Raw genomic sequence first — 12824 nt, 5'->3', positions numbered from 1 at the left:
ACCTCTCTATTTCACTTCTCTAATAACATCAATAATTGATCCATCTCTATATTCTACTAAGCCAACTATTTTTTCACCATATTCAACAGCCTTAGGCTTTCCTGTAACACTTTCAGCCTTTTCCTTTAATTCTTCTATAGTACATACAGGTAATTTGACCTTTGTGAATTTTTCAATTAAGTCTTGTCTTAAAGGATTTACCGCTATTCCTCTATCAGTAACTACTACATCTATAGTTTCTCCTGGAGTTATTACAGTATTTACTTTTTCAACAATAGTTGGTATTCTTCCCCTGATTAAAGGACAAACTATCATTGCAAGCTTTGCTCCTGCTGCAGTATCACAATGTCCACCTGAAGCACCTCTTATTACTCCATCAGAACCAGTTATAACATTAACATTGAAATCTGTATCTACCTCTAATGCGCTTAATATAACTATATCTAATTTATTAACTAAACATCCTTTATTATGTGGGTTAGCATATAAAGATGAACTAATTTCATAATGATTTTGATTTTCTCCCACTGATTTTGCTGCTGTTAGGTCAAAACTTTGAACATCACAAATTTTAGAGATTAAACCTTCCTTTTGCATTTCTACAAACTGACCTGTAATTCCACCTAATGCAAAACTAGCTTTAATATCCTTTTCAATCATTTTATTCTTTAAAAATCTAGCAACTGCAAGTGATGCTCCACCAGTACCACTTTGAATAGAAAAACCTGGTACAAAATATCCTGAAGCTTCAATTGCCGCTGCTGCATATTTAGCAATCAAAAGTTCCCTTGGATTTTTTGTATATCTTGTTGCTCCTGATACTATTCCTTTTGGATCTCCAATTTCATCTACTGTTACTACATAATCTACATTAGTTTGTTCTATACTTGCTGGTACATTTGGATATGGCACTAAATAATCTGTTATAAGTACAACCTTCTCCGCATATTCTGCATCTATTTTAGCATAACCTAAAGGACCACAAAAAGATTTTCCACTAAATCCACTTGCATTTCCATATTCATCACAACTAGGAGCTCCTAAAAATGCTACATCTATTTTTAATTCTCCTGATTCTATAGCTCTTGCTCTACCTCCATGAGAACGAATTATAATTGGCTTATCTAATATTCCATTTGATATAGCTTCAGCTAAAGGTCCTCTAACTCCACTAGTTGTAATCTTAGTAATTACTCCATTTTTTATATGTTCTACTACTGGGGCATGCACACCACTAAGAGAACTTGGAGCTAAAGTTAAATTCTTAATCCCAAGATTAGCTATAACATCTAATACCATATTTAAAATATGATCTCCTTCTCTTAAGTGATGATGAAATGATATTGTCATCCCATCTTCAAGCCCAGTTGCAATAATAGCTTTTTCTATACTCTCTAATAGTTTAGTATCTTCTGGCTTTACTTGAGATATCTGTCTTCCAAATTTATGTTCTTCAGATTGATAACCAAATGGCCCATTATAAGGTCTTAATTCTCCAATTCCTTCTATATATTCTGGTACTTCTCTTCCAATTTTGTTTTTAAGCAATTTCGTCCCCTCCTTCATTTGAATATACTCCTGCTGCTTCAGCTAGCATAAGTGCCCTTTGAGCTCTTTCTATTATTGGCTTGTCTACCATTTTCCCATCTAGAGATACTACTCCTGAGCCTCTCTTTTTAGCTTCTTCTGCTGCTCTAATTACTCTTATTGACTTATTTATTTCTTTTTCCGATGGAGTATAAATTTCATGTACTGGTCCTATTTGTCTTGGATTAATTACTGATTTTCCGTCAAATCCTAATTGCTTAATTAATTTCACTTCATTTTCAAAGCCTTCTTCATTATTTACATCTGAATACACTGTATCAAAAGCATATATTCCTGCTGCTCTTGCTGCAAGTATTATTTGACTTCTTCCTGCTAAAAGTTCTATTCCTTCTGGTGAACGAGTAGTTTTAAGATCAGTTACATAATCCTCTGCACCAATTGCAATACCCATAAGTCTTGTACTAGATTTTGCTATTTCATATGCATTTAATACTCCCAATGCTCCTTCAACAGCTGCCATCATTTTTGTCTTTCCTACTGGTATTCCAGCTTCTTTTTCTATTCTTGCTATTTCATTTTCTACATCTATAACATCTTGGGCACATTCTGTCTTTGGAAGTCTAATAACATTTGGCTGTGCTCTTACTATAGCTTCTAAATCTTCCATTCCAAAAGGTGTATCTAAACCATTTATTCTTACTACTGTTTCCACACCTTCATAGTCTATAGTTTTTAATGCATTATATACTAAAAACCTAGCAGCATCTTTTTCATTTAGTGATACAGAATCTTCTAAGTCAAACATTATTGAGTCTGCTCCATATATATGCCCATCTTTAATCATTCCTGGGTTATTTCCTGGTATATACATCATTGTTCTTCTTAACTTGTACATTATTTTTTACCTCCCCAATTAAAGCGAGTTTCTTCTGCTGCTCTTAAAACTGCTGTCTGTACTCTTGCCTTTATAACACAATCTAATGCTCCTTTATCCTCAACACGAACAATTGCACTTTCAACATTCAGCTCTTTTAAGGTCTCTAAAATAACTTTTCTTATTTGATCACCAAATTGCTTTTCTACAGAACTTTTTAATTTTATAGCCACTTCTTTTTCTTTGTTTGGCTCTATTACCACAGTAACATCACTAGATTCTAATGTTCCAGCCATAACTGTTTTCTTAATTTCCATAATTGGCCTCCTACTATTTTTATTTCTATATATTAATTTTAGATTTTATTAATTATCTCTTTAGCTTCAGTAGATATTAAAAATTTATATATTATCTCTGGAACCAACTTTTTAACTCCTGCAAACTTTTCTTCTTTAATTAATTCTCTAACCCTTGATGCACTTGTTACATCTCCACCTAAAACAACTCTTGGCACTTCAATAACATCTACACCACAGCAAGGTAACATTTCTTTCATGGTATCATTATAAGTTTTGGTTACCTGACACATTGGTTCCTCTCCTATATATCTTCTATTTATACCTAAAGCAGGTACTACATATTTTTTAAAAATTTCAATATCTAATAATGTATGACTTTTTACAGCATCATCTGCTTTTTTTATAAAATATGATGGAAAAGTGGCATTTGATATAATATAATCTCCACCTTTATGTAGTACAATATTATTTAAATGGCTAATTCCTTCCTTGACCATCTTATATCTTACTTCTGCTGGAAAAATGGATCTATCCTCTGAAACTACAAAAACATGAACTACATCACTTTCTTTTGAAGCTTTATCTATTAAATATTTATGTCCTAAAGTAAATGGATTGCAATTTACAACCACACTAGAAATTATATTACCATTAACTTTCTTCTTTCTTATTTCTTCTACAAACTCGCTTATTCCAAAGGAATTATTTTCAAGCAAGATAACTTTATCAGGTACTTCTGCAATTTTATAAAAACTCAACTCTTTAAAAATCAACTGATTTTTAGGTTTAGTATAAACAAATAATTGTGTACTTCCTCTTCTATATTGTTCACTTATTAAATCTGATACTATCTTATTAGAAATTCCCATTCCTTTATAGTTGTCATCTACTGCTATACATTTTAGTATTTTTCCATCAAAAGAACCTGTCCCAACAATTTTTTCTTCATTATATATAGCAACTGTATACTCTACATTTTCATCAAATCTTAAATCCTGATGCTTAAGGAAATCCCTAACCTTATCTAACTCCTTTGAATTTATATCTTCAATGATCATTTCATTCAAGTTAAGATATTCCATAAATATCACTTCCTTGTTTAATACATAATAATCTTCTTTGCTTCACTTCATATTAAATATTCTCTAGACAAACCTCGTTTTTCAGCTATATCTATTACTGCTTTTGAAACAGCTTCACATACGCCGTTATCAAAAACACTAGGTACTATGTAATCTTTTGTTAACTCATCATCTGAAATTAAATCTGCAATTCCCTTTGCAGCTGCAACTTTCATTTCATCACATATATCTTTTACCCTAACCTTTAAAGCTCCATTGAATATGCCTGGAAAGACTAGCACATTATTAATCTGATTTGGAAAGTCTGATCTTCCTGTAGCAACTATCTTCGCTCCACCAGCCTTTGCCTCATCTGGCATTATTTCTGGCACAGGATTGGCTAATGCAAAAATAATACTATCTTTATTCATAGATGAAACCATATTGCTTGTTAATACACTTCCATCTGAAACTCCTATGAACACATCCTTATTTTTAATTACATCTTCTAAAGAACCTTTTTCAAATTCTCTGTTAGTTATTTGTGCCATTTTCATTTGTGCTTTATTTAAAGTTTTATCTCCTTCAATAAGAGCTCCATTTATATCACATAGAACTATATGTTTAACTCCTGCTGACATTAAAAGCTTAGCTACAGCAATACCAGCTGCTCCTGCACCATTTATAACAACCTTTATTTCTTGCATATTTTTTTTAACTAATTTTAAAGAATTATATAAACCTGCTAATACTGCAATTGCAGTACCATGTTGATCATCATGATACACTGGTATATCTAACAACTCTTTTAATTTTTCTTCAATATAAAAACACTCTGGTGCTTTTATATCTTCTAAATGTATTCCCCCAAAGCCGGGCGAAATATTTTTTATAGTATTCACTATGTCATCAGGATCCACAGAATCCAAACTAATTGGAATTGCATCAACCTCCCCAAATTTCTTCAATAATAATGCTTTACCTTCTACCACAGGCAATCCTGCTTCTGGGCCGATGTTTCCCAAACCAAGAACTGCAGTTCCATTTGTTATTACAGCAACAGTTTTTCCTTTAATTGTATACTGATATGCATTATTTTTATTTTTAGCTATTTCCAAACAAGGTTCAGCCACCCCTGGAGTATAAGCTAATGCTAAGTCTGTGCCATTTGTAACAGGCATGGTACCAACAACTTCTAATTTTCCTCTTTTTTCTCTATGTAATTTTAAAGACTCTTCCCTTACATTCACAACTTTTCGCCTCCACTTTACTTCCTTTATATTTATATACTACCAGTTTTTTGGTTCTGTGTCAAAACATTTGTTTATATTTTTAACAAATGTTAAAACAACAAATAACATTTCATCAACAAAACCACACTATTATACTTTAACTTTTCTCTTTTACACTTTTATTTTTTATATCTTTTAACTTTTGTTTGTCACTTTAACATTTGTGGCATATTTTCCAACCCTTTTATAAATCTCATTATTGTTCCAACATTATACACAAACCCATTGGCTATTCATTTATACTTTCTTAATCAGATATATACATATATGTATTTTTGAACAAAAACTCTTTTTGTAATTTTACAGCTAATCAAGATTGTCACAATTCAAAAGCAATTTAAAAAAAGATTTTTTCTCGCTTCCAATCACCAATATTTTCAAACATAACCAATCGCCAAGCTTTTCAAATATAACTTGAAAAAACAAAAAACTTACATTATAATTAACGTTGTTTTTTATTTTTGAATAATAACATCATATAATTTCTTATACCTATATTGAGGTGATAATTAATGAAATATTATTCAATAGGAGAATTTGCCGAATTAATAGGCAAGACTCCTCAAACCTTGAGAGATTGGCATAAGAAAGGTTCTTTCATACCACAACACATAACTGATGGTGGTACAAGATATTACTCTCAAGGGCAACTTAATCATTTTTTAGGAATTAAAGGTATTGAAACTAAGACCAAAAAAGTAATTGGATATTGTAGAGTTAGTTCTCATAAACAAAAAGATGATTAAGGAGTTGTTAGAGAATGATACTAGGGAATAAAGTTAGATTATATCCAACTAAAGAACAGGAACAAAAACTATGGCAATCAGTTGGCACAGCGAGATTTATTTATAACTGGACACTTGCAAAGCAAGAAGAAAATTATAAAACTGGTGGTAAGTTTATTTCCGATAATGATTTAAGAAAAGAATTAACTATATTAAAGCAAACAGAACTTAAATGGCTTAATGAAGTATCTAACAATGTGGCAAAACAGGCTGTCAAAGACGCTTGCAATGCTTATAAAACCTTTTTTAAAGGAATAGCTGATAAGCCAAGATTTAAGAGCAGAAGAAAGTCAAAACCATCATTTTATAATGATAATATTAAGCTAAAAGTTAAAGAAAATACAGTATTAGTAGAAAAAGTTGGTTGGATAAATATAAAGAAAAATTCAATACCTATGAATTGTAAGTATACTAATCCAAGAGTAAGTTTTGATGGAAAGTATTGGTTTATATCAGTTGGAATTGAAAAAGAACACCCAATAGTAGAATTAACAAATGAGAGCATAGGAATTGATGTAGGAATCAAAGATTTAGCTATATGCTCCAATGGAATGACCTTTAAAAATATTAATAAAGCAAGAGTTGTAAAACAACTTGAAAAAAGGCTACGTAGATTACAACGTAGGGTATCTCGCAAATACCTAAAAAATAAAGAAGGGAGTAAGTTTGTCAAAACAAGTAATATTATAAAGATCGAAGAGCAAATTAAATTACTTCATAGAAGATTATCAAATATAAGAAGTAATCATAGTCACCAAGCAACGAATAAGATAGTGAAATCCAAGCCGTCAAGAGTTGTTATGGAAACACTTAATATTAAAGGAATGATGAAGAACAAACATTTGTCAAAAGCTATTGCAAAGCAAGGGTTATACGAGTTCAAAAGACAAATGCAATACAAATGTGAGTTTAATAATATTGAGTTTGTAGAAGCTGATAAATGGTATCCATCGTCTAAATTATGTTCATGTTGTGGAGCTATAAAGAAAGATTTAAAACTTTCAGATAGAGTTTATAAATGTGAATGTGGAAATATTATAGATAGAGATTTCCAAGCAAGCTTGAATCTTTCACGATATAAATTAGCAATGTAATCACTTAAAAGATGCAGCTAATATGTACCATGCGTTGTATGGGAATTTACGCCTTTGGAAAAGTAGAGAACTAAAAGCTCTGCTTTTAAGTGAATCACTTTGTGGTTTACCTAGTGTTATATCAAACGAAAGTAGCTTTATAGCAAAATCGGACACGTTGAATAAGGAATTAAACAAGATTTATAGATTTTTATAAGTTTTTGGCAACGGTATTTTATGTACGATTATGAAAAGATGAACGAAACAGAAAAATTAAATTTTCTCGCAGAACTCTCCAATATGTACTATGAATTAAATATGACTCAATCTGAAATAGCAAATAAATTTTCAACTTCACGTTTTAAAATTTCCAAACTATTACAAGAAGCTCGTAACCAAAATGTTGTTGAAATAACTATAAACAAACCCCATACTAGAATAAATAAACTAGAAAATTTATTAAAAGATAATTTTGATTTAAAGCACGTCATTGTTTTAGATAACAAATCTCTTCCACTTGAAGAAACTTTGTCATCACTTGCAAAACTAGGAGCAGAATACTTAGATTCAATAATAACAGAAAACTCAATAATTGGAGTTCTTTGGGGAAAAACCATCTCTAATGTAGTTAAACGTCTTAAGCCCAAGAACAAGTTACCAATAACAGTAGTTCAAGTTATGGGAGCTGCAGCCAAAGATGATCCTTCAATTGATTCACCAGAGCTTATACGTAAATTTGCAAATTCTTATGGAGGAAAATATAAATACCTTTATGCTCCTTTATACATAGATAATGACTACGCCAGAAAAGCATTAATGCAAGAACCAGTTATTAACGACACTCTTTTTTTGGCTAACAAAGCTGATATAATACTCACAGGTATAGGAACCGTAGATGCTGCATTCGCTTCTACATTATGGTCAAAATATGTGTTCTCTGAACAACACAATAACAATTCACTCACTTCAAAAGCTGTAGGTTGTGCGTTTGCTCGTTTATATGACAATTCTGGTCAAGAAGCTGTTATCGATGTTAATTCAAAAATTGTAGGCATAGATTTGGACACAATACGTGCTACTAATTATGTAATAGGTGTAGCTGCTGGAAAATTTAAAGCTGAAGCGATTTTAGGTGCACTTAGAGGCAAATACATCAATGTACTTATCACTGATGACGATACCGCTTCAAAAGTTTTATCCCTAGCACAAATTAATAGCAACAATTAATTTTTCATTAAAGCACATAAAAAACAGAGAAACTAATGAAATCATATTCTTCATCAACTTCTCTGTTTATATGTTCTTTTTTATTTCACTTGATTTAGTCTATTTTAAACCATAACTTACATCAATTTTATATGCAAACTTTATTCAATCCTGCTTCTAAAATTTCTTTTGGTACATTATTAAACTTTTCAAAATTCTCCTCAAATTTTTCTGCTAATTCTATAGCTTTCTTATCATATTCATTTTTATCTTCCCATAATTCTCTTGGATTTAAAATTTCATTAGGAACACCAGAACATTGTTTTGGTATCATCAAATTAAATATAGAATGCTGATAATATTCCACTTCACTAAGTTCTCCTGAAATTATTCCTCTAACCATAGCTCTTGTATATTTCAAATTAATTCTACTTCCATTACCATACGCTCCACCTATCCAGCCCGTATTCACAAGATATACCTCTGTATTATATTTATTTATTTTTTCACCAAGCATTTCAGTATATACAACTGGATTTAAAAGCATAAACGGTTCACCAAAACAGGCTGAAAATGTAGTTTCTGGTTCTGTTATGCCCCTTTCAGTACCAGCTACTTTACTTGTATATCCAGACATAAAATGATACATAGCAGCTTCTTTAGATAATTTACTTACAGGAGGCATAATCCCAAATGCATCTGCTGTCAAAAAGATTATTTTACTTGGATTTTCCCCACTTCCACTAACTTCAATATTCTCTATATGTTCTATAGGATAAGCTGTTCTTGTATTTTCAGTCAAACTTGAGTCATTATAATCTGGCACTCCATTTTTATCTATTACAATATTTTCAAGTACAGCTCCAAACTTTATTGCATTATATATTTCTTTTTCTTTTTCTTTATCAAGCCCTATAGTTTTAGCATAACATCCGCCTTCAAAATTGAATACTCCTTCATCACACCAACCATGTTCATCATCACCTATAAGTTTTCTTTCTGAATCTGTAGACAAAGTTGTTTTGCCAGTACCTGACAATCCGAAAAACACTACTGTTTGTCCATCTTCACCCTTATTAGCTGAGCAGTGCATAGGCAACACTTCTTTTTGAGGTAACAAGAAATTCATTGCTGAAAATACAGATTTTTTTATTTCACCTGAATAAGCAGTACCACCTATGAGTATTATTTTTTCAGAAAAATTTATTAATATAAACGCTTCAGAATTTATTCCATCTTCCTTTCCATCAGCTTTAAATCCAGGAACTGAAATTATATTAAATTCTGGAGAATGATTTTCGAGCTTTTCTTCTTCAAGTCTTCTAAACATTTGTGTTGAAAACACAGCCTGGTAAGCACATTCACATATCACTCTTATAGGCATTGCGTATTTATCTGAAGCTCCAACAAAACCATCGAATACAAACAAATCTTTTTGTTTCATATATTTCATTACTTTATCATAAAGTTTATCAAAAACTTCTTTTTCTATAGGCAAACATCCTTTTCCCCAATTTACAATCTCCCTTGTATTATCATCATTTACAATGAACCTATCTTTAGGAGATCTTCCTGTATACTTTCCTGTATTAACTACCAAAGCTCCTTTGTCAGAAAGAATTCCTTCCCCTCTATTAATAGCGCTTTTAATCAAATCTGCCACACTTGCATTTCTGTATAAATTATTATATCCTTCAATTTTTAAATAATCCAAATTTATATTCATAAGATAATACTCCTCTTTGTCAAAATTACATTTCGCAAAATATTTTTCCTGTTTTTTAATTAACCATTAATCATTCTCAATAATGCAATAGCAATAGTAACTGTAGCTGCACCTCCAAGCCTTGTAGCCACTTGAGCAAACGGAAGAAGTTCCAATCTATTACCCGATGTAAGTATTGCTATATCTCCAGTTCCACCTTGTCCACTATTGCAAGATGTTACCATAGCTGCTTCAACCGGATACATATTTAACACTTTACCTACAAACCAACCTGTCACTACTACTGTTGTAACTGTGCACACTATCACTATTAGATATTTTGGATTAGTAATAACAGCAACAAGATTTTCCCATGGCGTTTTAGCAATACCCACTCCAAGTAATAACGGCACAGTAACAGCTGTTGTTATAAATTTAAAAAGTGCAAACCCACCTTTTTCAATACTGTCAGGAATAATCCCTGCTGCTTTTGCAATTACAACAGATAATAGCATAACAATAGGTGCTGGCAATCCAATTATAGAATTTACATATACTCCAAACAAATAAAGTCCAAAAGCTAATACACCAGTTGCTGCCATTTTTGTCAAATCAATTTTTATTTCTTTTTTAGCTTCATTTCCTGCTTTTGCTGCTTCCAATACATCAGAATCTCCAGATTTCAATAATGAACCATTACCTGAAAACTGAGGATATTTTTCACCTATACGTTTTAATATACCTGCATAAATAATAGCAATTAAACTCCCTAACATTACACAAGGAAGAACTGATGCAAATAAAGCATTTTGCTCTTGCCCCAAAACAGAAGCATATCCCATAGATAACGGAAGCGCACCTTCTCCAACACCTCCTGCCATAATTGGAGCAACTATAAAGAAATATGTTTTATAAGGTCCAATTCCAAGCAATGTTCCTACAGCAACTCCCACTACAGTTGCTGCAATAGCACTAGCAACAAGTGGCACAAACATCTTAAAAAAAGCTTTAATAAGAACTTGTCTATTCATACTGCATATACTACCAACTATAATGCATGCAATAAAAACATATAAAAAATTAGTGTTTTCCATAAAGTCAATAACAGCGTCACTAGCTTGCTTTGGAATAATATTTGCATAAAGCAAGTATGAAGGCAAGAAAGTTGCCATTATAACTTTACCCCCAACATTCTTTAGCAAAGGTATTCTTTGTCCAATTTCTGCACATCCATAACCATAAAGCACCATTATAGCTACTGATCCAATCATATCATTAGGATATATTTGTTTTTGAAGCAATCCTGTAACAATAACCAACAAAAGTAGATATACCCCCAAAGGCATAAAAGCAATTTTATAACCAAAAATTTTTTTAACTGTTGATATAACATCTGTATTTTTCACAACACTTGTATTATCCATCAATTTTCCTCCTACATATTATCCAAGAGCCATTTTCTTCTAATAGCTCAATTCTATTAATTTTTCACAACATTTAATGTCATATTTTCATTTAAACGTTTTCCTTGAATTTAGGTATACCTTATCAAAGTTAAAAGAGCCTTTTTCAATAACTATTCACTTCATTGCTCCTTTTAATTTACAAAGTAATATTACCATCTTTTTTATATTATGTCAAAACATTTGTTAATAAATTAAACAAATGTTTTAGAAACTTTTATATTTTTTTACTTTTTCTCTTTTACAAAACTCATCATTCGATTTTTTCTCTTATGTAATCGTATTTTTTTATTTCTCTTTTATCTCTATTTGAAATCATTTGTTTTTGATTTTAACATTTGATTGTCTCATACTTATACCTCTCTATAAAACTAAGCATATCTCCAATTGAAGTGCCTTTTTCAATTTTCATTCTACGAAAAATATTTACAATCAAAAATAAAGGTATAAGCATTTAGCTTAATATTATAATTACAAAAATATTAAACCAAATGCCTATACCTTTCAAAATATCTAAACTCAATTTTACATTTTTCTCATATATTCTTCAACCAAATCTAAAAAGACTGTCACTCCTAATAAATCAGCACTTCCACCTGGACTTATGTTTCTTTTGATAAATTCACTACATAAACTATTTATTTTTCTCCTACCCATTTCACTTTTCATTCCACCAAAAGAAATTATTTCTTTTGATCTTTCTTTAACCTCTTCTAAAACTTCAATTGAATGTCTATGTATTATTGTAGAATCATCACATATTTGCATTATGCCAATAAGCGTATGTATTAGCCTATCATTAATACTTAAATCTTTACTCTGTTTATATAAATCTAAAGAAAAATCAAAAACTGTTGGGATTCCCCTTTCTACTTCCCCTCTTATGCCTTGAATATTGTATTTAATATATAACGCTTCGCCATGACTTAATTCACTTTTATTTTTCAATGATGTAAGTTCTGTATCTACTATTCCTTTTGCCATATACTGTATAATATATTTTATCTCATCAAAATTCTTTTTTTCATTAAATGCTTTTCCAATAGCAGCACAGATTATACCAATTAAGAAAAGCATTCCTTTATGAGTATTTACTCCTTTTGTTTTGATAAACATATCTTTTTCTGCTTCAATCCCTATAATTCTAACACGTTCAAAAATTTCTTTATAACTTCTATCTGAAAATCCTTCTTGCACAAAAATCATAAAATATTTATTCAAGACTGATATACTATCAATAAAAGTAAAAAAATCCATATCATTATGCGCACCTTTTGATACTGGCGAAACTAACCCTGGAGACGGATAACAAGCCACTTCATAAATCATAGCTTGTACAGCAAATTCACTAATCTTCATAGAAAAGTTGTTTATCATAAATGTATCTTCATTTCTCATTATTATTTCTCCTTAATTTTAGTAATTGCAACTTCATATCTAAAATTTAGCAATTAATCTTTAATATTGTATCATAGATATAATAATTTAAACATAATGATTTTTAATAAATTATTTCAA

General features: G+C 30.7%; 10 protein-coding genes and 1 pseudogene. 3 read left to right on the top strand and 8 right to left on the bottom strand.

Going from position 1 to position 12824, the window contains the following annotated elements; translation table 11 throughout:
* Positions 1-6 precede the first annotated feature (6 nt).
* The 5 genes from citF to NNC19_RS12470 are packed head-to-tail and all read right to left on the bottom strand — an operon-like array spanning position 7 to position 5032.
* A complete protein-coding gene (citF, locus tag NNC19_RS12490) occupies positions 7-1548 on the bottom strand; it encodes a citrate lyase subunit alpha (RefSeq protein ID WP_310938994.1) in 1542 nt (513 codons plus the stop codon).
* Entirely contained in the window at positions 1541-2443 is a 903-nt protein-coding gene (gene citE / locus NNC19_RS12485; protein ID WP_310938993.1) for a citrate (pro-3S)-lyase subunit beta, read from the bottom strand. The genes citF and citE overlap by 8 nt, the downstream gene beginning before the upstream one ends.
* Positions 2443-2739: a citrate lyase acyl carrier protein gene (citD, locus tag NNC19_RS12480; protein ID WP_310938992.1), complete on the bottom strand. Its 297-nt coding sequence runs from the start codon at positions 2737-2739 to the stop codon at positions 2443-2445. Before citD ends, citE begins: the two co-directional genes overlap by 1 nt.
* A 38-nt stretch (positions 2740-2777) precedes the next feature.
* On the bottom strand, positions 2778-3803 hold the full coding sequence (gene citC / locus NNC19_RS12475; RefSeq protein ID WP_310938991.1) for a [citrate (pro-3S)-lyase] ligase: 1026 nt from the start codon (positions 3801-3803) through the stop codon (positions 2778-2780).
* A gap of 47 nt (positions 3804-3850) precedes the next feature.
* Complete coding sequence (locus tag NNC19_RS12470) at positions 3851-5032, bottom strand: malic enzyme-like NAD(P)-binding protein (RefSeq protein ID WP_310938990.1); 1182 nt, start codon at positions 5030-5032, stop codon at positions 3851-3853.
* A gap of 554 nt (positions 5033-5586) precedes the next feature.
* Between NNC19_RS12470 and NNC19_RS12465 the strand changes: the two are divergent.
* The 3 genes and pseudogenes from NNC19_RS12465 to NNC19_RS12455 all read left to right on the top strand — a co-directional run.
* Positions 5587-5817 (top strand): annotated as a pseudogene (locus tag NNC19_RS12465) (MerR family DNA-binding transcriptional regulator); the annotation flags it as partial.
* A 17-nt stretch (positions 5818-5834) separates the two neighbouring features.
* Positions 5835-6953, top strand: coding sequence for a transposase (locus NNC19_RS12460; RefSeq protein ID WP_310938989.1), 1119 nt, complete (start codon positions 5835-5837; stop codon positions 6951-6953).
* A 216-nt stretch (positions 6954-7169) separates the two neighbouring features.
* Complete coding sequence (locus NNC19_RS12455; RefSeq protein WP_310938988.1) at positions 7170-8159, top strand: sugar-binding transcriptional regulator; 990 nt, start codon at positions 7170-7172, stop codon at positions 8157-8159.
* 127 nt (positions 8160-8286) lie between these two features.
* Here the strand turns inward: NNC19_RS12455 and pckA are convergent, their stop codons facing one another.
* From pckA to citG, 3 genes are all read right to left on the bottom strand, one after another.
* Positions 8287-9864: a phosphoenolpyruvate carboxykinase (ATP) gene (gene pckA, locus NNC19_RS12450; protein ID WP_310938987.1), complete on the bottom strand. Its 1578-nt coding sequence runs from the start codon at positions 9862-9864 to the stop codon at positions 8287-8289.
* Positions 9865-9923: 59 nt separating this feature from the next.
* The gene (locus NNC19_RS12445) at positions 9924-11267 is read right to left on the bottom strand and encodes a 2-hydroxycarboxylate transporter family protein (RefSeq protein WP_310938986.1); all 1344 of its coding nucleotides are present in this window, start codon (positions 11265-11267) and stop codon (positions 9924-9926) included.
* A gap of 564 nt (positions 11268-11831) precedes the next feature.
* Positions 11832-12704 carry a triphosphoribosyl-dephospho-CoA synthase CitG gene (gene citG / locus NNC19_RS12440; RefSeq protein WP_310938985.1) on the bottom strand — a complete coding sequence of 291 codons (873 nt, stop codon included), beginning with the start codon at positions 12702-12704 and terminating at the stop codon, positions 11832-11834.
* Positions 12705-12824: the final 120 nt, after the last annotated feature.

Source organism: Clostridium sp. SHJSY1, assembly GCF_031626875.1.
Lineage (GTDB): Bacteria > Bacillota > Clostridia > Clostridiales > Clostridiaceae > Clostridium.
Note: the sequence above shows the minus strand (reverse complement) of the source record. Positions and strands in the feature narration are given on the sequence as shown.